The 21,879-nt window shown below is 64.5% G+C and carries 21 protein-coding genes and 1 pseudogene; 17 read left to right on the top strand and 5 right to left on the bottom strand.

Features of this window, described 5'->3' with window-relative positions:
- Positions 1–60: 60 nt before the first annotated feature.
- Positions 61–717, bottom strand: coding sequence for a fructose-6-phosphate aldolase (gene fsa, locus EJ072_RS16260; protein ID WP_126080575.1), 657 nt, complete (start codon positions 715–717; stop codon positions 61–63).
- Positions 718–807: 90 nt separating this feature from the next.
- Here fsa and EJ072_RS16265 point away from each other — a divergent pair, with 90 nt between their 5' ends.
- From EJ072_RS16265 to EJ072_RS16305, 9 genes and pseudogenes are all read left to right on the top strand, one after another.
- Positions 808–2,991: a primosomal protein N' gene (locus tag EJ072_RS16265; RefSeq protein ID WP_126080576.1), complete on the top strand. Its 2,184-nt coding sequence runs from the start codon at positions 808–810 to the stop codon at positions 2,989–2,991.
- A 32-nt stretch (positions 2,992–3,023) separates the two neighbouring features.
- Entirely contained in the window at positions 3,024–3,719 is a 696-nt protein-coding gene (locus EJ072_RS16270) for an aspartate/glutamate racemase family protein (protein ID WP_126080577.1), read from the top strand.
- Between the two features lie 113 nt (positions 3,720–3,832).
- Complete coding sequence (locus EJ072_RS16275) at positions 3,833–4,228, top strand: DUF4345 family protein (protein ID WP_042645646.1); 396 nt, start codon at positions 3,833–3,835, stop codon at positions 4,226–4,228.
- A 234-nt stretch (positions 4,229–4,462) separates the two neighbouring features.
- On the top strand, positions 4,463–5,023 hold the full coding sequence (locus EJ072_RS16280) for a F0F1 ATP synthase subunit delta (RefSeq protein ID WP_126080578.1): 561 nt from the start codon (positions 4,463–4,465) through the stop codon (positions 5,021–5,023).
- On the top strand, positions 5,023–6,552 hold the full coding sequence (gene atpA / locus EJ072_RS16285; RefSeq protein ID WP_126080579.1) for a F0F1 ATP synthase subunit alpha: 1,530 nt from the start codon (positions 5,023–5,025) through the stop codon (positions 6,550–6,552). The genes EJ072_RS16280 and atpA overlap by 1 nt, the downstream gene beginning before the upstream one ends.
- Positions 6,553–6,585: 33 nt before the next feature.
- Positions 6,586–7,470, top strand: a complete 885-nt coding sequence (locus EJ072_RS16290; RefSeq protein ID WP_126080580.1) for a F0F1 ATP synthase subunit gamma — start codon at positions 6,586–6,588, stop codon at positions 7,468–7,470.
- Positions 7,471–7,539: 69 nt separating this feature from the next.
- On the top strand, positions 7,540–9,114 hold the full coding sequence (gene atpD, locus EJ072_RS16295) for a F0F1 ATP synthase subunit beta (protein WP_126080581.1): 1,575 nt from the start codon (positions 7,540–7,542) through the stop codon (positions 9,112–9,114).
- 2 nt (positions 9,115–9,116) lie between these two features.
- Positions 9,117–9,342, top strand: a pseudogene (locus EJ072_RS16300) (hypothetical protein).
- A complete protein-coding gene (locus tag EJ072_RS16305; RefSeq protein WP_126080583.1) occupies positions 9,335–9,742 on the top strand; it encodes a F0F1 ATP synthase subunit epsilon in 408 nt (135 codons plus the stop codon). Before EJ072_RS16300 ends, EJ072_RS16305 begins: the two are co-directional and overlap by 8 nt.
- A 204-nt stretch (positions 9,743–9,946) precedes the next feature.
- On the opposite strand, the gene EJ072_RS16310 is transcribed toward EJ072_RS16305, so the two are convergent.
- Complete coding sequence (locus tag EJ072_RS16310; RefSeq protein WP_126080584.1) at positions 9,947–11,440, bottom strand: mannitol dehydrogenase family protein; 1,494 nt, start codon at positions 11,438–11,440, stop codon at positions 9,947–9,949.
- Positions 11,441–11,719: 279 nt separating this feature from the next.
- On the opposite strand from EJ072_RS16310, the gene uxaC reads away from it, so the two are divergent.
- The gene (gene uxaC / locus EJ072_RS16315) at positions 11,720–13,156 is read left to right on the top strand and encodes a glucuronate isomerase (RefSeq protein WP_126080585.1); all 1,437 of its coding nucleotides are present in this window, start codon (positions 11,720–11,722) and stop codon (positions 13,154–13,156) included.
- Between the two features lie 58 nt (positions 13,157–13,214).
- A complete protein-coding gene (locus tag EJ072_RS16320) occupies positions 13,215–13,547 on the top strand; it encodes a cupin domain-containing protein (protein ID WP_126080586.1) in 333 nt (110 codons plus the stop codon).
- A gap of 167 nt (positions 13,548–13,714) precedes the next feature.
- Here the strand turns inward: EJ072_RS16320 and EJ072_RS16325 are convergent, their stop codons facing one another.
- Entirely contained in the window at positions 13,715–14,341 is a 627-nt protein-coding gene (locus EJ072_RS16325) for a LysE family translocator (RefSeq protein WP_126080587.1), read from the bottom strand.
- Positions 14,342–14,581: 240 nt separating this feature from the next.
- Between EJ072_RS16325 and recQ the strand changes: the two genes are divergently transcribed.
- A complete protein-coding gene (gene recQ / locus EJ072_RS16330; RefSeq protein WP_126080588.1) occupies positions 14,582–16,426 on the top strand; it encodes a DNA helicase RecQ in 1,845 nt (614 codons plus the stop codon).
- Between the two features lie 53 nt (positions 16,427–16,479).
- On the opposite strand, the gene EJ072_RS16335 is transcribed toward recQ, so the two are convergent.
- Complete coding sequence (locus EJ072_RS16335) at positions 16,480–16,842, bottom strand: hypothetical protein (protein ID WP_126080589.1); 363 nt, start codon at positions 16,840–16,842, stop codon at positions 16,480–16,482.
- Between the two features lie 239 nt (positions 16,843–17,081).
- Between EJ072_RS16335 and EJ072_RS36775 the strand changes: the two genes are divergently transcribed.
- Together EJ072_RS36775 and EJ072_RS16345 are read left to right on the top strand one after the other, a co-directional pair.
- The gene (locus EJ072_RS36775; protein WP_245467322.1) at positions 17,082–17,342 is read left to right on the top strand and encodes a hypothetical protein; all 261 of its coding nucleotides are present in this window, start codon (positions 17,082–17,084) and stop codon (positions 17,340–17,342) included.
- A gap of 2 nt (positions 17,343–17,344) precedes the next feature.
- Positions 17,345–18,481: a hypothetical protein gene (locus EJ072_RS16345; RefSeq protein ID WP_126080590.1), complete on the top strand. Its 1,137-nt coding sequence runs from the start codon at positions 17,345–17,347 to the stop codon at positions 18,479–18,481.
- Positions 18,482–18,498: 17 nt separating this feature from the next.
- Here the strand turns inward: EJ072_RS16345 and EJ072_RS16350 are convergent, their stop codons facing one another.
- Positions 18,499–18,894, bottom strand: a complete 396-nt coding sequence (locus EJ072_RS16350) for a hypothetical protein (RefSeq protein WP_126080591.1) — start codon at positions 18,892–18,894, stop codon at positions 18,499–18,501.
- A gap of 277 nt (positions 18,895–19,171) precedes the next feature.
- Between EJ072_RS16350 and EJ072_RS16355 the strand changes: the two genes are divergently transcribed.
- From EJ072_RS16355 to EJ072_RS35985, 3 genes are all read left to right on the top strand, one after another.
- Positions 19,172–19,624: a hypothetical protein gene (locus EJ072_RS16355; protein WP_126080592.1), complete on the top strand. Its 453-nt coding sequence runs from the start codon at positions 19,172–19,174 to the stop codon at positions 19,622–19,624.
- 78 nt (positions 19,625–19,702) lie between these two features.
- On the top strand, positions 19,703–21,181 hold the full coding sequence (locus tag EJ072_RS16360; protein WP_126080593.1) for a multicopper oxidase family protein: 1,479 nt from the start codon (positions 19,703–19,705) through the stop codon (positions 21,179–21,181).
- Positions 21,182–21,378: 197 nt separating this feature from the next.
- The gene (locus EJ072_RS35985; RefSeq protein ID WP_189341864.1) at positions 21,379–21,822 is read left to right on the top strand and encodes a Spy/CpxP family protein refolding chaperone; all 444 of its coding nucleotides are present in this window, start codon (positions 21,379–21,381) and stop codon (positions 21,820–21,822) included.
- The last annotated feature ends 57 nt before the right edge of the window (positions 21,823–21,879 follow it).

Raw genomic sequence — 21,879 nt, forward strand, 5'->3', positions numbered from 1 at the left:
ACTTTGCCAAGAAAAAAGGCCGGTCACCCGGCCTTTTTCTGGTCTGGCGAGATGTCGGTCTCAGCCGATCTTCTGGCCGGTCTTGGCCCAGTCGGCGAGGAAGGCGGCGAGGCCCCTGTCGGTCAGCGGATGATTGACAAGCGCCTTCAGCGTCGCCGGCGGCGCGGTGACGACATCGGCGCCGATCAGCGCCGCCTGCTTGACGTGATTCACCGTGCGCACCGAGGCGGTCAGGATCTCGGTCTTGAAATCGTAATTGTCGTAGATGGTGCGGATCTCGGAAATCAGCTCCATGCCGTCCGAGCCGGTGTCGTCAATGCGGCCGACGAAGGGCGAGATGAACGAAGCGCCGGCCTTGGCGGCGAGCAGCGCCTGGTTGGCCGAGAAGCACAGCGTCACGTTCACCATGCGCTTCATCTCGGTGCGGATGGTCTTGCAGGCCTTCAGCCCGTCCAGCGTCAGCGGCACCTTGATGCAGACATTCGGCGCGATCTTGGCCAGCACCTCGGCCTCGGCCATCATCTGATTGAATTCGGTCGCCACGACCTCGGCCGAGACCGGGCCTTCGACGATGTCGCAGATCTGCTTGGTGACTTCGGCGATCTTGCCGCCCGATTTCAGGATCAGCGACGGGTTGGTGGTGACGCCGTCGAGAAGCCCCAGATCGTGCAGCTCTTTAATTTCCTTGATGTCAGCGGTGTCGACGAAAAACTTCATGGCTGTCTCCTTGGGGATTGCCCGGCGGGCGCCAGGCAGATGAGAGGGTCCCCTTTGATCTAGACCAAAGTCAGGGCAAGGTCACGCCTGATGATCGAAGATTCGCCCTTTGTCGCGGCCGCGCCGGTGCTGGTGCCGATGCCTGCCGAACGGCCCTACACCTATGCCGTGCCGCCCGGCATGCGCGTGGTGCCGGGCTCGATCGTGCGCGTGCCGCTCGGGCCGCGCCAGGTCGCGGGCATTGTCTGGGACGGCGCGGTCGAGACGGTCAACGCGAAGAAGTTGCGGCCGATCGAGGAGGTCTTCGACTGCCCGCCGATCGACCGGGCCATGCGCCGCTTCGTCGACTGGATCGCGCATTACACGCTGTCGGCGCCAGGCATGGTCGCGCGGATGCTACTCCGCGCTCCCGAAGCGTTCGACCCGGAGCCCTGGATCGAGGGATTGCAGCGCACGCTGGCCGAGCCGGACCGGTTGACGGACGCGCGGCGACGCGTGCTGGAGACGGCCGAAGGCGGGCTGGCCTGGACGCGCTCGGGCCTGGCGCATGCGGCGGGCGTGTCCTCGACCGTGATCGACGGATTGCGGGCGCAGGGCGTGTTCGAGACGGTGATGATCCCGCCGCGGCCGGTCGTGGCCGCGCCCGACCCTTCTCACGCAATGCCGAAATTGATGCCGGACCAGGAAGCTGCGGCGGACAGGCTGCGCTCGGCAATCGCTGCCGATGCCTTCAACGTCACTCTGCTCGATGGCGTCACCGGCTCGGGCAAGACGGAAGTCTATTTCGAAGCGGTGGCGGCGGCCCTCGACAAGGTCAGGCAGGTGCTGATCCTGCTACCGGAAATCGCGTTGACCCATGCCTTCCTCGAACGTTTCCAGGACCGGTTCGGCGCCAAGCCGGCGGAGTGGCATTCGGACCTGCCGCCGCGGATGCGCGAACGCGTCTGGCGGCAAGTGGCCGAGGGCGGCGTGCGCGTCGTCGCCGGGGCGCGCTCGGCGCTGTTCCTGCCGTTCAAGGAACTCGGCCTGATCGTCGTCGACGAGGAGCACGATCCCGCCTACAAGCAGGAAGACCGCGTCTTCTACAATGCGCGCGACATGGCGGTGGTGCGCGGCCATATCGGCGGCTTTCCCGTCGTGCTCGCCTCGGCGACGCCGTCGGTGGAAAGCCGGGTCAATGCCAGCCAGGGCCGCTACGACCGGGCCGTGCTGTCGTCGCGTTTCGCGGAAGCCGCGCTCCCCGATCTGAAGTCGATCGACATGCGGCGCTCGCCGCCGGCGCGCGGCGGCTTCCTGTCGCCGGTCCTGCTGGAACAGATGCAGCGCACGCTGGAGAGGAAGGAGCAGTCGCTGCTCTTCCTCAACCGGCGCGGCTATGCGCCGCTGACGCTCTGCCGCGTCTGCGGCCATCGCTTCGGCTGCCCGGTCTGTTCGGCCTGGCTGGTCGAGCATCGCTTTCGCGGCCAGCTCGTCTGCCATCATTGCGGCCATAATGAGCGGCGGCCGGAGGCTTGTCCGGAATGCGGCACGCTCGACCATCTGGTGGCCTGCGGCCCCGGCGTCGAGCGAATCGCCGAGGAAGTGGTCGCCCATTTCCCGGACGCGCGCACCATCGTGCTGTCGTCTGACCTTCTGGGCGGCGTGCGCCGGTTGCGGCTCGAGCTCGAAGCCGTCGCCAATGGCGAAGCCGACATCGTCATCGGCACGCAACTCGTCGCCAAGGGTCACAATTTTCCCGGCATGACGCTTGTCGGCGTGGTCGACGCCGATCTCGGGCTTGCCAATGGCGATCCGCGCGCCGCCGAGCGCACCTTCCAGCTGCTCAGCCAGGTGACGGGACGCGCCGGCCGCACCGGCAAGAAGAGCCTTGGCCTGCTGCAGACCTACCAGCCGGATCACCCGGTGATGCGGGCGATCGTTTCGGGCGATTCGGAAGCTTTTTACGAGCGCGAGATCGCCGAGCGCGAGCGTGCAGGGCTGCCGCCGTTCGGCCGGCTCGCCGGCATCATTGTGAGCGCGGCGACGCGGGGCGAGGCCGAGGGCCATGCGCGAGGCTTGCGGCGCGCGGCGCCCCAGGCTTCGGACTTGTTCGTGCTCGGCCCAGCCGAGGCGCCATTGTCGCTGATCGGCGGCCGTCACCGCTTCCGCTTGCTTGTCCAGGGTGAACGGCGCGCCGATATGCAGGGTTTCATCCGCGCCATGCTGGCGGAGGGGCCGAAGCTGCGCGGCTCGGTGCGCGTGCAGGTCGACATCGACCCGCAGAGCTTCCTATAAACGAGAAAGACAGCTCAGCGGAGTGCTCGCCTATGAAAACCCTCGGCCTGATCGGCGGCATGAGCTGGGAATCGACGGCGATCTATTACCGCCTGCTCAACGAGATCGTGCGCGAGCGGCTGGGCGGGCTGCATTCGGCAAAGCTGTTGTTGTGGTCGTTCGATTTCGCCGAGATCGCCGAACGGCAGCATGCGGGCGACTGGGAAGGCGCCGCCGCGCTTTTGGTGGAGGCGGCCCGAAGGTTGGAGGCGGGCGGCGCGGAAGGCCTGGTGATCTGCACCAACACCATGCACAAGCTGGCCGACGCGGTGCAGGCGGCCATCTCGAACCCTCTCATCCATATCGCCGACGCCACCGGACGCGCTGTCGTTGAAGCTGGGGTTAGGCGTCCGGCGCTGCTCGCGACGCGCCTCACCATGGAGCAGGATTTCTACAAAAGCCGTCTCGTAGACAAATACGGCCTCGAGCCCGTGGTGCCGGACCAGGCCGGCCGCGAGATGGTGCACAAGGTGATCTATGACGAGCTCTGCCAGGGCATCGTCAGGCGAGAATCAAAATCCGCCTATCTCGACGAGGTCGGCCGGATGCGCCGCACCGATCAGGTCGACAGCGTCATCATGGGCTGCACCGAGATCACCATGCTGATCGGCCAGGGCGATTTCGACGTTCCGGTGTTCGACACCACACGCATCCATGCCGAGGCCGCGGTCGACTTCGCGCTGTCGTGACCAGCCGCTCGTCTGGTGCGTCTTTTCTAATGTGCCGGCCGCCATCTGGCGTGCCGGTTTTCCTCCGCTAGAATGCCGGCAATTTCAGAACAAGACTTTACGAGGGGGATAAGATGGATTTCGCGTTTCCGTGGCCCGCGAGCCAGGGCGAATGGCTGGCCTGGTCGAGCGCTGTCGTGACCCTGGCGCTCGGCCTATTCCTGTTCCTGGCGCCGGGACTCGCCTTTCGCGTGCTGCGGCTGCAGCCCAGGCCGGAGAAGGCGGCGGCGATCGCCGAGGGGCGCGGCCGCATGTCGGGCTTCTATCTCGGCGTCAGCCTGTGCTGCATCCTTTTGGCGCAGCCGCTGCTCTACATGGCGCTGGGCTTCTCGTGGCTCTTCACCGCTTTCGGCCGCCTGCTGTCGATGATGTCGGACGGCGCCAACACGCCGTTCAACTGGGTTTCGATCGTTGTCGAGCTGGCGCTTGCGGCCCTGCCACTCGCCTTCGCCTTCGGCTTTGTGCCATGAATCCAGCACTTCCGCTGGACTCTGCCGCCTGATGCGACAAAAGTGCCTGAAAACCATGCCGGACGATGCATTGCGGTCTTAAAAAGCCTGTGCTAGACGGCAATCGACTTTCGACCGGGGATAGCGGAAGCCGCACCTCCGTGCTTGGAAAAATGCAGTAAGGTCAAAGATTTAGCCAGAGTTCCCGCTCGCGCCAACAATCTGCGGCCTGTCAGACAAGAGAAAAGACGGTCCGTGGCCCAATCGTCATCGCCAATCTCAGCTGTCGCAGAACGCTACGCAGGCTCGCTGTTCGAGCTTGCTCTGCAGGACAATTCAGTCGCCAAGGTCGAGGCCGACCTCACGAGCTTCGAGGTGATGCTCAACGGCAGCGACGATCTCAAGCGGCTGATCGACAGCCCGGTGTTCTCCAGCGAGGACCAGGCCAAGGCCATCGCGGCCATTGCCGACAAGGCAGGCATAACCGGTCTCGTTGGCAATTTCCTGCGCGTCGTCGCCAGGAACCGTCGCCTGTTCGCGGTGCCCGGCATGATCAAGGCGTTCCGCCAGATCGCCGCCGACCATCGCGGCGAGGCGTCCGCCGAGGTCACCTCGGCGCATGCGCTGACGGCCGCGCAGCAGACTGAACTGAAGGCGACGCTGAAGAGCATCGCCGGCAAGGATGTGGCCATCGCCATGACCGTCGATCCGTCGCTGCTCGGCGGACTGATCGTCAAGATGGGCTCGCGCCAGATCGATACGTCGCTCAAAACCAAACTCAATTCGCTCAAGCTTGCACTGAAAGAGGTCGGCTGATGGACATCCGCGCCGCGGAAATTTCCGCAATTCTGAAAGACCAGATCAAGAATTTCGGCAAGGAGGCCGAGGTCTCCGAAGTCGGTCAGGTTCTGTCCGTCGGTGACGGCATCGCCCGCGTCTACGGCCTCGACAATGTCCAGGCCGGCGAGATGGTCGAGTTCCCGGGCGGCATCCGCGGCATGGCGCTGAACCTCGAAGCCGACAATGTCGGCGTCGTCATCTTCGGCAACGACCGCGACATCAAGGAAGGCGACACCGTCAAGCGCACCGGCGCCATCGTCGACGTTCCGGTCGGTCCGGGCCTGCTTGGCCGCGTCGTCGACGCGCTCGGCAACCCGATCGACGGCAAGGGTCCGATCCAGGCCACCGAGCGCAAGCGCGTCGACGTCAAGGCGCCCGGCATCATCCCGCGCAAGTCGGTGCATGAGCCGATGTCGACCGGCCTCAAGGCCATCGACGCGCTGATCCCGGTCGGCCGCGGCCAGCGTGAGCTGGTCATCGGCGACCGCCAGACCGGCAAGACCGCCATCATCCTCGACACGATGCTGAACCAGAAGTCGGTGCACGACAACGGCCCGGAGAAGGAAAAGCTCTACTGCGTCTACGTCGCCGTCGGCCAGAAGCGCTCGACCGTTGCGCAGTTCGTCAAGGTGCTGGAGGAGCGCGGCGCGCTCGACTACTCCATCATCATCGCCGCCACCGCGTCCGACCCGGCGCCGATGCAGTTCCTGGCGCCGTTCGCCGGCTGCACCATGGGCGAATATTTCCGCGACAACGGCATGCATGCACTCATCAGCTATGACGATCTGTCGAAGCAGGCCGTCGCCTATCGCCAGATGTCGCTCTTGCTGCGCCGTCCGCCGGGCCGCGAAGCCTATCCGGGCGACGTCTTCTACCTGCATTCGCGCCTGCTCGAACGCGCCGCCAAGCTCAACGACGACAACGGCGCCGGCTCGCTGACCGCGCTGCCGGTCATCGAGACGCAGGCCAACGACGTGTCGGCCTACATCCCGACCAACGTGATCTCGATCACCGACGGCCAGATCTTCCTCGAGACCAACCTGTTCTTCCAGGGCATCCGTCCGGCGGTGAATGTCGGCCTGTCGGTGTCGCGCGTCGGCTCCTCGGCGCAGATCAAGGCGATGAAGCAGGTTGCAGGCTCGATCAAGGGCGAACTCGCGCAGTACCGCGAAATGGCGGCCTTCGCGCAGTTCGGCTCGGACCTCGACGCCGCCACGCAGCGCCTCTTGAACCGCGGTTCGCGCCTGACGGAACTCTTGAAGCAGCCGCAGTTCTCGCCGCTGAAGACGGAAGAGCAGGTCGCGGTGATCTTCGCCGGCGTCAACGGCTATCTCGACAAGCTGCCGCTCAACCAGGTCGGCAAGTTCGAGCATGGACTGCTCAGCCACATGCGCTCGGCCGGCAAGGATGTCCTCGACGGCATCCGCAAGGAGAAGGCGCTGTCGGACGATCTGCGCGCCAAGCTGAAGGCGGAAATCGACGCCTTCGCCAAGACCTTCGCTTGAACGAAGCCGGACGCACGGGATCAGGTTTGAAGCATGGCTTCGTTAAAAGACCTTCGTAATCGCATCGCCTCGGTCAAGGCGACGCAGAAGATCACCAAGGCGATGCAGATGGTCGCCGCGGCGAAGCTGCGTCGCGCGCAGGAGGCGGCGGAAGCAGCCAGACCCTATTCCGAGCGCATGGGCGCGGTTCTGGCCAACATCACCCAGGCGATCGGCGGCGGCGGCGATGCCCCGGCGCTGATGACCGGAACCGGCCGGGATGATGTGCATCTGCTCATCGTCTGCACCGCCGAGCGCGGCCTGTGCGGCGGCTTCAACTCGCAGATCGCACGGCTTGCTCGCGATCATATCCGCAGGCTTCTGGCCGACGGCAAGCAGGTCAAGATCATCTGCGTCGGCAAGAAGGGTTACGACATCCTGCGCCGCGACTATGCCTCGCTGATACTCGAGCGCGTTGACCTGCGCGAGGTCAAGGCGCTCGGCTTCGTCAATGCCGACGCTATCGCGCGCAAGGTCATCCACCTCTTCAACGAGGGCGGCTTCGACATCTGCACGCTGTTCTATTCGCAGTTCAAGTCGGTGATCAGCCAGATCCCGACGGCGCAGCAGATCATCCCGGCGGCACAGGCCTCGGCCGCCGCCGCGACAGGCAACGGCGCCACCGCGGTCTATGAATACGAGCCGGAGCCGGGCGAGATCCTCTCCGACCTGATCCCCCGCAACATCGCGGTGCAGATCTTCCGGGCGCTGCTGGAGAACGCGGCCGGCGAGATGGGCGCCAAGATGAGCGCGATGGACAATGCGACGCGCAATGCCGGCGACATGATCAACAGGCTGTCGATCACCTACAACCGCCAGCGGCAGGCGCAGATCACCAAGGAACTGATCGAAATCATTTCGGGCGCCGAGGCGCTCTAGGCGCGCGCGGGCGGGGTCCCAAGACCTCGCAGCGGCGTGAACAACGGATAGACGAAAAGGGCAAAGACGATGGCGAAAGCAGCTACCCCGAAGACCGCAGCCAAGGAGGCATCGGCCCCGAAGGCGGCAAAGGCCCCGGCAGCCGCGAAGGCCGCCGCTCCGGCGAAGAAGGCGGCCGCTCCGGCCAAGGCCGCGGCTTCCGCGGCGAGCGTCGCGGCCAAGCGCGTCGGCGCCGCTGGCAAGGTCCGCCAAGTCATCGGCGCCGTGGTCGACGTCCAGTTCGAAGATCACCTGCCGGCCATTCTGAACGCGCTGGAAACCGACAATGTCGGCAACCGCCTGGTGCTCGAGGTTGCCCAGCATCTCGGCGAGAACACCGTGCGCTGCATTGCCATGGACTCGACCGAAGGTCTGGTCCGCGGGCAGGACGTCTTTGACACCGGCGCGCCGATATCGGTTCCGGTCGGTCCGGGCATGCTCGGCCGCATCATCAACGTCATCGGCGAGCCGGTCGACGAGGAAGGCCCGGTCGACGGCATCGAAATGCGCGCCATCCACCAGCCGGCTCCGGCCTATGTCGACCAGTCGACGGAAGCGCAGATCCTGGTCACCGGCATCAAGGTTCTCGACCTGCTCGCGCCTTACGCCCGCGGCGGCAAGATCGGCCTGTTCGGCGGCGCCGGCGTCGGCAAGACCGTGCTGATCCAGGAACTGATCAACAACGTCGCCAAGGCCCACGGCGGCTTCTCGGTGTTCGCCGGCGTCGGCGAGCGTACCCGCGAAGGCAATGACCTCTATCACGAGTTCATCGAATCGGGCGTCAACAAGAAGGGCGGCGGCCAGGGCTCCAAGGCCGCCCTCGTCTACGGCCAGATGAACGAACCGCCGGGCGCGCGTGCCCGCGTCGGTCTTACCGGTCTGACGGTCGCCGAATATTTCCGCGACCAGGGCCAGGATGTGCTGTTCTTCGTCGACAACATCTTCCGCTTCACCCAGGCGGGCTCGGAAGTGTCGGCGCTGCTCGGCCGCATTCCTTCCGCCGTGGGCTACCAGCCGACGCTGGCCACCGACATGGGCGCGCTGCAAGAGCGCATCACGACGACGACCAAGGGCTCGATCACCTCGGTGCAGGCGATCTACGTGCCGGCCGACGACCTGACCGACCCTGCGCCGGCGACCTCCTTCGCCCACCTCGACGCCACGACCGTGCTCAACCGCGCGATCTCGGAAAAGGGCATCTACCCGGCCGTCGATCCGCTGGATTCCACCTCGCGCATGCTCGACCCGATGGTCGTCGGCGAGGAGCACTACCAGGTCGCCCGCCAGGTGCAGTCGATCCTTCAGCGCTACAAGTCGCTGCAGGACATCATCGCCATCCTGGGCATGGACGAGTTGTCCGAAGAGGACAAGCAGACCGTCGCCCGCGCCCGCAAGATCGAGCGCTTCCTGTCGCAGCCGTTCTTCGTCGCCGAAGTGTTCACCGGTTCGCCGGGCAAGCTGGTCGACCTCGCCGACACCATCAAGGGCTTCAAGGGCCTTTGCGCCGGCGACTACGACCACCTGCCGGAAGCCGCGTTCTATATGGTCGGCGGCATCGACGAAGCGGTCGAGAAGGCGCAGCGCCTGGCGGCTGAAGCGGCATAACTATGGACAGGAAGTTCTGTTGCTCCACCCTGCAAGAGGTGAATGACAGAGCTTCCCTCGCCGTCGTTCTTCGAGACCGACGATGGGATATTGATGATGACCGTCGGGACTGTCGAAACGGAAGACGGTCTTGGGTATTTCGATCAAGCGGTCATGTTCTGTCCCTTCTGTGGGACAGGATTGCAGACTGACAAAAGTATCGCCGGCAAGGTGAAGCAAAATGGCTGAAGCTTTCAAGTTCGAACTGGTCTCGCCGGAGCGGCTGCTCGTTTCCGAGCAGGTCGAGTCCGTCGTCATCCCGGGCGCCGAAGGCGAGATGACGGTGATGGCGCAGCACGCGCCGGTCATGACCACCATCAAGCCCGGCGTCGTCACGGTGAAAGCCGCGGGCGGCAAGGAAGACCGCTATGTCGTGTTCGGCGGTTTCGCCGACATCCTGCCGTCCGGCTGCACGCTGCTGGCCGAATCGGCCGTGCATGTGAACGACATCGACCGCGCGGACCTGGCGCGTCGCATCCAGGACGCCAGGGAAGACGCCGCCGACGCCAAGGACGACGTGGCGCGCAGCCGCGCCGAGCAGTTCCTCGCCCAGCTCACCACGCTGGAAGGCGCGCTGATCCCGGCCTAATTTCGGCTGCAGAGAAGCGATTTAAAGAGCGGGCTTGCCCCGCTTTTTGTTTGCCCCGTTTTTCCCGCCTCCGGCGTAAACGCCGGCGATGAGCTGAAGGCTCCTGAACCTCGACCGCGATAGGCGTCTCGGCCAATCGCCAAGGCATGGGATCTGCCAACGCACACTAACCAACCGGTCAAAACTTCTGTGTTAAGAAACTGGCTAATCGGCCAGCCTGGGCGGCTCGTTGCCAATGCCGAGCGCGGCAAAGGCCAGCTTCGGGCCGCCTTGCTTGAAATGGACGAGGTGGGTGGCAACAAACTCGATCAGCCTCTGTCGTTCCGCGTGACCATTGGCAAAGCCGGCGAGGTCGAACACGGCCTCGGCCATTGTTGCCGTCGGCAGATTCCGGCCGAACAGCTCGCCGAGAGCGGCATCGAGTGGATCGGTGAAATGGGCCTCAGGCAAAGCACCGCCGCGCGCGGCGCATGCCGCGATCCAGGCGGCGACAACCAGCGACAGATGTTCCGGCAGCAGGCCCGCCTCCATCCGGGCAAGCGCGGAAGCGACGATGCGCTGCGGCAATTTCTGGCTGCCGTCATTGGCGATCTGCGCGGTGCGGTGGGCGAGCGCGGTGTTGGAAAAGCGTTGGGCGAGCTCGGCCGTGTAGGGGATCGGGTCGAGCCCGGCATCCTGCGGCAGCGTCGGGATGGCCTCGGCCCAGAGCCGGTCGACGAATTGCCGGATCGACGGGTCGGCAAAGGCGCAGTCGACGGTGGCATGGCCGCTGAGCAGGCCGAGATAGGCGATGCCTGAATGCGCGCCGTTGAGCAGCCTCAGCTTCATATCCTCGAACGGGCCGACATCCTCGACCATGGTGACGCCGAATTTCTCCCACGCCGGCCGTCCGGCCGGGAAACGGTCCTCGACCACCCATTGGCGGAAGGGCTCGGTCATCACCGGCCAGGCATCCTCGACACCGAGCTGTTGGCCGATGCGCGTCCGGTCGGCATCCGTCGTCGCCGGCACGATGCGGTCGACCATGGAAGACGGAAAGGCGACTTCGTCGGCGACATGGCGGCCGAGATCGGCATCGCGCAGTTTCGCGAATTCGATCAGCAGTCGGTGCAGCGTCGCGCCGTTGGCCGGAAGGTTGTCGCAGCAGAGCACCGTGAAAGGCGGCGTGCCGGCAATGCTGCGGCGCGCCAGTGATTCGGTGAGAAAGCCATGCGCCGTCTTCGGCGATCCGGGGTTGGCGAGATCGTGGACGATGTCGGGGTGCGCGCTGTCGAGCGTGCCGTCGGCCGCCCTGAGATAAGCCTTCTCGGTGATGGTCAGCGTCACGATGCGGATGCGCGGGTCGGTCAGTGCGGCGAGCACCGCGCCGGGATACTCCGGAGCGACGAGCAAGGACTGGATCGAACCGATCACCTGCAGCTGTTCGCCGGCGCTGTCCCTGATCGCCAGCGTGTAGAGCCCATCCTGCGGCTGAAGCGCGTCGCGCGTGTCGGGGCTGCGCAGCGAGACGCCGACGATGCCCCAATCGCTCTCGCCGTCCGCCAGGCAGGCGTCGACATAGGCCGCCTGGTGGGCGCGGTGGAAGGCGCCGACGCCAAGATGGACGATGCCGGGCGTGACAGAATTGCAGGCGTAGCGAGGAATAAGGACTTCGGCGGGCAGCTCAGCGATTGTGGCGTTGGACAGGCGACCGTTCATGGGAAGCGAAGTCTCCGATCGGGTTGCCCGCCTGACGCCGGGCGAAAAAGATGGCAGCGACGTAACATCCACTGTCGGCGCGCACAATGGCTGCGTTGCTTTCGAGGGCCGCCATGCAATCGATCGTTTTGCATGTTGACATTGCCTCCGACGGATTCACCGTTAGATCAGGATGGCGTTTAGTTTAATCGCCATTGCGATCTAACTCTTTGTCGGATCATGATCTTTTGCAAAAGCGGGTTCCCGCTTTTTGCGTTCACCGACCCTCGGTTCGAGATCATGCTCCAATGCAATCCGGAGGAGCCAAGTGGCCACATCGACCGATCCCGACTGCTGTTTGCGCCCGAGGCGAATTCGCGCGCACTGGCCCGCGCCCTTTACGCCGGCGTGAAGGACCTGCCCATCGTCAGTCCGCACGGTCATACCGACCCGCGCTGGTATGCGCTCAACGAGCCGTTCCCCGATCCGGCGCAATTGCTGATCGTGCCCGATCATTACATCCTTCGCATGCTGTTCAGCCAGGGCTTGCGGCTGGAAGAGCTCGGCGTGCCGACGCTCGATGGCGCGCCGGGCGAGACCGATGGCCGGATGATCTGGCGGCGCTTCGCCGAGCATTATTATCTCTTCCGCGGCACGCCGACCCGGCTCTGGCTCGACCATGTGTTCGCGCATCTGTTCGGCATCGAGGAGCCGCTCACAGCCGCTTCCGCCGATCGCACCTACGATACGATCGCCACGCTGCTGCAGCGCGACGACTATCGTCCGCGTGCGCTGTTCGAGCGCTTTAACATCGAGGTGATCGCCACGACCGAGGGCGCGCTCGACGATCTCAAATGGCACCGGACGATCCGCGACAGCGGCTGGAACGGCCGCGTCGTCACGGCCTACCGGCCGGACGCGGTAGTCGATCCCGATTTCGAAGGATTCTTGGGCAATCTCGACCGCCTCGGCGACATCACGGGATGCGATACTGGTACATGGACAGGCTATCTCGATGCGCATCGGCAGCGTCGCGCCTATTTCAAGGCGTTCGGAGCAACCTCGTCCGATCATGGCCATCCGACCGCCGAGACCGCCAATCTCTCCGATGCGGCGGCTGAGGAGCTGTTCAACCGTATCCGCCGCGGCTCCGACGACCAGCGCGAGCGGCGGCTGTTCAGGGCGCAGATGTTGACCGAAATGGCCAAGATGAGCCGCGACGACGGCCTTGTGATGCAGATCCATCCCGGATCATGGCGCAATCATTCGCCTGCCGTTTTCCAGAAATTCGGCCGCGACAAGGGTTTCGATATCCCGACGCGGGCCGACTATGTGACGGCGCTGAAGCCGCTGCTCGACTGCGTCGGGCTGGAACGCGACATCACGATCATCCTGTTCACGCTCGACGAGTCGAGCTACGCACGCGAGCTGGCGCCGCTCGCCGGCGTCTATCCGGCGCTGAAGCTGGGGCCGGCCTGGTGGTTTCACGACAGTCCGGAAGGGATGCGCCGCTTTCGCGAGATGACTACCGAGACGGCAGGCTTCTACAACACGGTCGGCTTCAACGACGACACGCGCGCCTTTCCGTCGATCCCGGCGCGCCACGACGTCGCGCGCCGCGTCGACTGCGCCTTCCTGGCGCGGCTGGTCGCCGAGCATCGGCTGCGCGAGGACGAGGCGCATGAGCTGGCGCGCGACCTTGCCTATACGCTTGCCAAGAAGGCGTACCGGCTCTGAGCCTGGCGCCCATGGGTTTGGCATGGAGGAACGTCATGCTTCGAATGGAAATTGGACGATGAGCGATATTTTCTCACACGCAGGCGCAAAAGCCTGGGAACCGACGCCGGACGGCAATCGCCGGCGCGTGCTGGTGCACACAGACGAACTGATGATGGTCGAATTTGCTTTTGAAAAGGGCGGGGTCGGCGCTCTGCATTCGCATCCGCATGTCCAGGCAAGCTATGTCGCCGAGGGCCGCTTCGAGGTCACCATCGACGGCCGATCGGAAATCCTCGAGACCGGAAGCAGCTTCATCGTGCCTTCCAATCTCGTGCATGGCGTCAAGGCGCTGGAGGCCGGGCGCCTGGTCGACAGCTTCGCGCCTTACCGCGCCGATTTCCTCGGCTGAGTATCCGCTTCTCAAAGGAAAAGCCCGCGCCGTATAAAGCGCGGGCTTGTTGCCTGGGCGCTGGTTGCGCCGCCGCGGTACTCAAACATTGCCGCAGAAGTGCAAAGGTGCCGCAGCATGGTGAAGATAAGCTTAACGGCGACCGACTGCCGGCAGGTTGGGAAAACTCAGCGCTGCTGCAGCGCGAGCCGTATGCCGAGGGCGCAATAGATGCCGCCGACCACCTTGCCTTGCCATTTCAGCACTGCCGGATTGCGGCGCAGGAAGGAACCCAGTCCGCCCGCGCTGACCGCGAAGACGACAGTGCTGAAGAGACCGAGCAGGATGAAGATGATGCCCAGCACCATCAGTTGCAGCACCACGAAACCGCCTTGCGGGTGGACGAATTGCGGCAGGAAGGCGAGGAAGAACAGAGCCGTCTTCGGGTTGAGCACTTCGGTCAGGATCGCCTGCCGGAAGGCTTTTCGCGCCGAGATCGGTAGCGTCCTGCCCGCCAGATTGGCCGGCGCCTTTTCGAGAATGGCGCGGATGCCGAGATAAACGAGATAGGCAGCGCCGATATATTTGACGATGCTGAACAGCATCGCCGAGGCGGCGATGATGGCCGAGATGCCGACAATGGCCATGATGGTGTGGATGACATCACCCGCCGCGACACCGGCGCCGGTAGCGATGCCGACCTTCGTGCCCGAGCTCGTCGCGCGCGCCACGGTGAGCAGCGTCGCCGGTCCCGGAATGAAGACGAAGCCGAACACGACCGCGATGTAGGTGATGAGCGTGGCGGGGTCGATCATGCGAAGGTTCCTTTTGCGGTTGCTGCCGGCATGGATGCATCGAACCATAGCAGCCGGGGCTCTCCAGCCAGTGTGCCAGCCATGGCTTTTCGATGCGACATTGGCGCGAGGCGACAGGGCTACCCGCAAAGCGCGGTTGTGGCCGGGTCGCGGCTGCGCTACTCCAAGGCATCACGCGGTGAATCACTTGTCTGCTCTTCGCATCTTCCCGAAAACGACTTCCTGTCCGGTGTCTGCCTGATGCCGGCACAGGCAGCGAGCATCCGGGCCGAGGATCCCAAGCGTCGCGTGCTGAAGGATGTGTTCGGCTACGACGATTTCCGTCCCGGGCAGGCGACCGTGATCGAGGCGCTGTTCTCCGGACGCCATGTGCTGGCGGTCATGCCGACGGGCGCCGGCAAGTCGCTCTGCTATCAGGTTCCGGCGCTGGTCAAGGGCGGGCTCACCATCGTGGTGTCGCCGCTGGTGGCGCTGATGCAGGATCAGGTCGCCGCCTTGCGCCTTGCCGGCGTGGCTGCCGACACGATCAACTCCTCGCTCGATCGCGAGGCCAATGTCGCGGCCTGGCGCCGCGTGGCATCCGGGCAGACGCGGCTGCTCTATCTGGCGCCGGAGCGGCTGATGACGGAGCGTATGCTGGATGCGCTGTCGCGGCTCGATGTCAGCCTGATCGCCATCGACGAGGCGCATTGCATCTCGCAATGGGGCCCGGCCTTCCGCCGCGAATATGAGGACCTGTCGCAGCTGCGCGGCGTGTTTCCGCACGTGCCGATCATTGCGCTGACGGCGACGGCGGACGAGGCGACGCGCGGCGACATCGAGGCACGGCTGTTTGCCGGACGCGCCGAAACGCTGGTGCTGGGTTTCGACCGGCCCAACATCAAGCTGGCGATCGAGACCAAGCAGGACAGCAAGCGCCAGCTGCTGCGCTTCGTCGAGCGGCACCCCGGCAAAAGCGGCATCATCTACTGCCTGTCGCGGCGCAAGACCGAGGAAATGGCGGCCTTCCTGGAGAAGAACGGCGTGCGCGCGCTCGCCTATCATGCCGGCATGAGCAAGGAGGCGCGGGAAGCGAACCAGAATGCCTTCATGAGCCTGTCGGGCGTCGTCATGGTGGCGACCATCGCCTTCGGCATGGGCATCGACAAGCCCGACCTCGCCTATGTCTTCCACACCGACCTGCCGGGCAGCCTGGAGGCCTATTACCAGGAGATCGGCCGCGCCGGGCGCGACGGACGGCCGGCCGAAGCGCATATGCTCTACGGCGCCGGCGACATCCGCACGCGCCGGATGTTCATCGACGAGGAGGATACCTCGCCCGAGCACAAGAGACGGGCGCATCGCCGGCTCGACACGCTGATCGGCTATTGCGAGACGGCGCAGTGCCGACGCCAGGTGCTGCTCGGCTATTTCGGCGAGGAGGCGAAGGCCTGCGGCAATTGCGACAACTGTCTTAACCAGGCGCCGCGCGCCGACGGCAGCGCCGAGGCGCGCATCATCCTTGCGGCCGTGGCGCAGAGTGGCGAGCGCTTCGGAGCCGCCCACGTCATCGACATCCTGCTCGGCCACGAGACCGAGAAGGTGCTGGCGAGAGGCCATCAGAAGATCGCCAGCTTCAGGACCGGCATCATGCACAGGAAGCCGGTCTGGCTGTCGCTGGTCCGGCAGCTGGTCGCCGGCGGCTTCCTGGTGCCGGATCCGGACGGCCATGGCGGCCTCGCCATCTCGGAAAGCGGCCGCGCGCTCGGGCGTGGCGAGGTTGCCTTCGAGTATCGCGTCGAGGGCCGGGACCGTCTTGCGCGCGGCCGGAAGCGTGCCGCGCAAGGCTTGGCCGTGGATGGCGAGGGCGTCGATGCATCGCTTCTGGCGACGCTCAAGACGCTGCGGCTGCGGCTCGCCAAGGAACGCCAGGTGCCGGCCTATGTGGTGTTCTCCGACCGCACGCTGATCGACATGGCCGAGCGCCGCCCGCAAGACCTCGACGAGTTCGCCGAGGTGAACGGCGTGGGCGCCGCCAAGCTGAAGGAGTTCGGGGAAGTGTTTTTGACTGCGATCGCGGCGCATCAGGCCGATGGATCGGACTGAAGCTTCATCGCGGGATCGTGCGGCGCTCCGCCTCCGATCAATCTCGACCGGGCTCAGTAGGCTTTGAGCTTACCCGCCCAGCGATCCCTCCCTGCCCAATAGGGGCATTTCGGACAGACGCCGCCTTCAGGATAGTCGGTTCCTTCCTCATGCGGACAACCTAGAATTCCGTCGACCATCACCACGGAATGGACGTCTTGCTCCCACAAGAACGCCGCGATTTCGGCGAAGATCATGTCATCCTTGCGCAGATCGCCCGTTTCGCCGAACCAGCGACGCAGCTCGGTCACCTCAGAGTCCTGGTACGGAAGTATCGCGACCGCCACCTTGGTGGCGCGGCTGTCATCGGGACCATAGAAGGCAACGGTGCCAACAGGGTAGCTTCGCACACTTTCTTGGCTTTCTTCTCGATCCACTTTCTTGCCCGTGTTTGCTCGCTCAGTTGTGAATCGACAGGATGTCGGCGGTCGTAAGAGACAGGGTCAGCAAACAAAGGATGGATCAACACCATGGTCCAAGGCAAGCGGTGGGTCCACAGGGCCCCAAGGCCCGCGGCAGTCAGCCAGCGAGAGAAACAGGTGATTGTCACGGCATGCGAGAAGTTCATTCAGGACGTCCTCAAACCCAGGTACCTGTCCGAGATACGACCGACGAAATGGAATTACACAGTCGACATCCGGGGCGCATGGGCGGGCGGGCGGTAACGCTTCATCCAGCGGTTTCGGTCGGGCTGGAGCAAAATCGCGGCGAGGAGGAGTTCGACGCGCCTTTCGCCAGGCTGGACTGCATCGGACCAGACAGATTCGACATCTATTGGATGCGGCATACGGGCAAATGGTGGCTGTTGCATGCGAATGTGACGCTCGCCGAGGCGCTCCATATCCTCGAAGCCGATGAACTCCTGCACCCGGTTTAGCAATGAGCGAATACCAATATTACGAATTCCAGGCGGTCGATCGTCCTCTTGGCAACGCGGATCGACAGGTGCTTCGCGGCCTGTCTTCGCGGGCGCGGATCACCGCCACCAGCTTCACCAATTCCTACGAGTGGGGAGACTTCAGGGGCGATCCGGACGAGCTTATGGCGCGCTGGTTCGATCTTCATCTCTATTTCGCCAACTGGGGTTCCCGCCGCCTGATGATCAAGCTGCCGGCTCGGTTGGTCGATCGGGACCGCATAGGCAGCTTCCTCGCGGCGACCGACGACGTCATGCTCAAAGACGCCGGCGAGAACGTCATCATAAGCATCTCACGCGACGAGGAGGAGCACGAATATCTGGACGATGAGGACTCGAGTTGGCTCGCCGCCTTGGCGCCATTGCGAGCCGACTTGCTCGCAGGCGATCTTCGGCTTTTCTATCTCACCTGGTTGATGGCTGTCGAAGCGGACGCCGTTGAACCCGATGCGCCGGAGCCGATGCCGGGAATCGGGCCGCTGTCCGAGGCGCTCGAAGCCTTTGCCGAATTCTTCGGCATCGATCATGGTCTGGTCCAGGCGGCGGCCGAGCGAAGCGCGGAAACGGCGCCCGCCGGCCCGGAGCCGGAAATGGCCCGACGGGTGGTCGCGGCGATGAACGACGCTGAGAAGACCAGTCTGCTCATGCGGGTTTTCAACGGCGAGCCCAATCTATCCGCCGAGTTGCGGGCCACGATACGGGCGCGTTTGGAACCCGAAACGACAATCTCGCCTGGCGCTTTGCGCACATCAGCGGATCTGCGGGCACGGGCCGAAGAAATTCGCCTTGCCCGCAAGCGCGCCGAGGCGGAGGCGGCGGAAGCGCAGCGGCGATTGCTGGCGGAAGCGGCCGAGAAGGCCCGCGATGTCCGGATCGATGCGCTTCGTCAGCGGGGCGAGAACGTCTGGGCAGAGGTCGAGACCGAGATCATGCGACGCAATCCAGCCGGTTACGACAAGGCGGCGGCGCTTCTTTCCGATCTGTCGGTGCTTGCCGAAAGAGGGGGCAGTACCGAGGAATTTCGCCACCGGCTTCAAGCGATCCGGGAACGTCACGCCGGCAAGGGGCGCTTCATCGAACGTGTGACGTTGCTGGGATAGGCGTGCCCGGGGGCCGGTCAACGCCAAAGGCAGACCTTGACGTCCCTCCCGATATAGCAGGCGCCTTCGCAGCGAAGCTCTCCCCAATCGCCCACCTCGCCGTGCGTCTCGCGAATATCCCCGTTGGCATAGCCTGCCCAAGAATCTCCGTCCTTGTAGACAACGGCCCAGTAATCCTTGGACATCTCGCCAGCCCCGCTATGCGTGTCGGGATAGTCGATGCCGGCGAAAACCTGCTTGGGGCCCTGGATGTTGAAATCGCCGCCCTGCTCGATCTGATAGGAGCATTTTCCGGATATGCGGGTCTCGCCGTGAACGACGAGCAGGCAGCGGCCCCATTTGTAACCGCTCGGCAGACGATGCTGTGCTGCATACGAAGGCGAGAGGGAAAACGCAATTGCCAGGGCGGCCACGATGGTTCGCACAGTCATCCTATCACCCATCGTGAAACAGCCGACTGGATTCGGCCCAGGGCGTGTGTCGAAAATGGTCCTCCGCGGGATGGTTCCACTAGAGACCCTCTTATTTGTCCTGGAATTGTCCCCCAGAGCCGGTTCGATCGGATTGACGCATGTCAAAGCGCATTTTGATTGAAGAGGTAATCTTAATGTGAAGAACATGGAAGCCGCATTGTGCTTGAACGAGTTTGGCAAATTCCGGCCCACGTTTGCGGGATAGATTAGTTCCAAGATGGCGTTCGCCGAGGCTCGGAAAGGGTTGATTGTGGATCGGAAAGGCATCCGACCAAGGCTTGGCCGTTCCATGAAGCGCCCGTCAGGATTTGGCGGTTCGCGTTGGCTGGCCGTCTGCCTCGCGTTGCTGATGGCGTTCTCCACGGTCCTTTCCAGCCATGCCAATTCGGCCGCGGCTTCGTTTGGCGCCCAATGGGCAGCAGAGCATAATCATGGCTCCGCGGCGATCCGACATGATGGTTCCGCCCCGTGCAAGGATTTCGGCCATGCGCGCCATCAAGGCACATGCGGCATCTCGGCTTCAGGCTGCTCATTCTGCGTCCCGGTTGACGTCCATCTCTTCGTCGCGATTTCGGGAAGCCACCCCGTCGCGACGGCGCCGCCTTTCGTATCCTCTCCAAGTGACGTGCCTGTCGGGCTGCGCCCTCCAAAGCTCGTCGTGACCGCCTGAGCGCACGCGCGCCCTGGCGTTCGTGCGCTTCGCCGCCGGTCAATCCGGCCCTCGAGTCACGAACATGAGAGCTTTGCAATGCAATCCATATCCCGTCGCCAGTTCCTGGCATCCACGGTGGCTGCCGGCGCCGCGGGCGTCGTCCTGCCGCTGATCAATCCCCGCGCTGTACAGGCGGCCTCCCCGAGCATCATCCGGGCAGATACCCGCATCATCGAGGTGGCCGGCCGTGCCGCCAAAGTCTTCGGTCTCGTCCAGCCCGACGGCACCCCTGGGCTTGTCACCTCGGCCGCCAATGACTTCCAGGTCCGGCTCGAAAATAGGCTGCACGCGCCGACCTTGATCCATTGGCACGGCCTGACGCCGCCGTTCGGACAGGACGGCGTGCCCGACCTGCCGCAACCGTTGCTGCAGCCGGGCCAGTCCTATGATTACAGCTTCCCCGTCACGACGCCGGGCACGCATTGGATGCATGCCCACACGCTGCAGGAACAGCAGCTGCTTGCCGCGCCCCTGATCGTCACAGACCCTGCGGAGGCAGGCGCGGACGAGCAGCCCTTGGTGGTGCTGTTTCACGACTTCAGCTTCAAAACGCCTGAGGAATTGCTGGCCGGGCTGACCGGATCAGCGCCTGCATCGGGAAACGGCGGCATGGCCGGGCACTCGATGTCGGGCATGTCAGGCATGGACATGCAGGGCATGTCGGACGGGCAAGGCATGTCGGACGGGCAAGGCATGGCCATGCCGATGGACGTCAACGACATCCAATACGACGCCTACCTGGCGAACGACCGGACGCTGGACGATCCACAGCTGTTTGCTGTCGAACGCAACGGCACGGTCCGGCTGCGGCTCATCAACGGCGCGACCGCAACGGCATTCTGGGTCGACACCGGGTCGATCGAGGGCGAGGCAATCGCTGTCGACGGGAATGCCGTCACGCCAGTGCGCGGTCGCCGCTTTCCGCTCGCCATGGGCCAGCGCCTCGACATCCGGCTGCGTATTCCGGACGAGGCGGGAGCCTGGCCGATCCTGGCGCTGCGTGAGGGCAGTGTCGAGCGCACTGGTTTCGTGCTGGCGACCAGGGGCGGCGCGGTAAAGCGCATCGCGCCGGTTGGCGACCAGGCGACAGCCGCGTTCGACCTCGCATTCGAGTCCAGCCTCGTCGCCGCCAAGCCTCTGGCCTTGAGATCGGCGAACCGGAACCAGGCCGTCGAGATTGGCGGCACCATGCAGGGCTACTCCTGGACGCTCAACGGCAGGACATGGGGCAACCATCAGCCGATCGCCGTGCGAAAGGGTGAGCGCATCGAACTCGTCCTGCGCAACGCAAGTATAATGGGCCATCCCATGCACCTCCACGGCCATCATTTCCAGGTTGTCGCCATCGACGGCCGCCGCTTCGCGGGGGCTGTCCGCGACACCGTCTGGCTGCCGCCGATGCGCGAGGTGACGGTGGCGTTCGATGCTGCCAACCCAGGGACATGGGCGTTCCACTGCCATCACCTCTACCACATGGCGACCGGCATGATGACCGTCGTCGACTACGCCGCCTAACCGATTTCAAGGATAGGACCATGAGACGGAACGATATGAATACCCTCTTCAGGACCCTGGCGATCGGAGCAGTCCTCGCATTCTCGGCGCCCGTTCTCGCGAACGATGCGCATCATCCGGCTGGCAGCCGAGACTCCTCGCCGCCCCCTGCCGCGACGGAGAATGCGGAGGACGGAGGCACTGGCTCGGGGATGCCCATGATGATGGGCAACTTGTCCAACACCATGATGCCGAACGGCATGATGAAGATGATGATGGCGATGATGGCGGGCGGCGACACTCCTATGGGTCAGATGATGTCGCCCGACCATGTCGAGGGGCGGATCGCCTTCCTCTCGACCGAACTGAAACTCACCAAGGCCCAGCGGCCCCTGTGGGACGCCGTCGCCGAGGCGCTGCGGGCAAACGCTCACTCGGCCAAGGACATGATGGCGAAAATGCCGGCCGGTATGATGGGCGGGGATACCGGCCCCGAAACGCCAGTGGAGCGGATCGAGGTTCAGGAGCGAATGCTGTCGACGCGGCTCGAGGGACTGAGGCGGCTCAAGGTCGCTTTGGAGCCCTTCTACGCGTCGCTGGACGATGCCCAGAAGGCGGTGGCCGACAAGCTGCTCGCGCCGGCCCCGATGGGCATGATGTGAGACATGAAGGGGCCGTTGCACCAGACCGCGAGGGCCCCCGCGATCGACGCGAGATCT

The sequence above is a fragment of the Mesorhizobium sp. M2A.F.Ca.ET.046.03.2.1 genome, from assembly GCF_003952425.1.
In the GTDB taxonomy this organism is placed as follows: domain Bacteria; phylum Pseudomonadota; class Alphaproteobacteria; order Rhizobiales; family Rhizobiaceae; genus Mesorhizobium.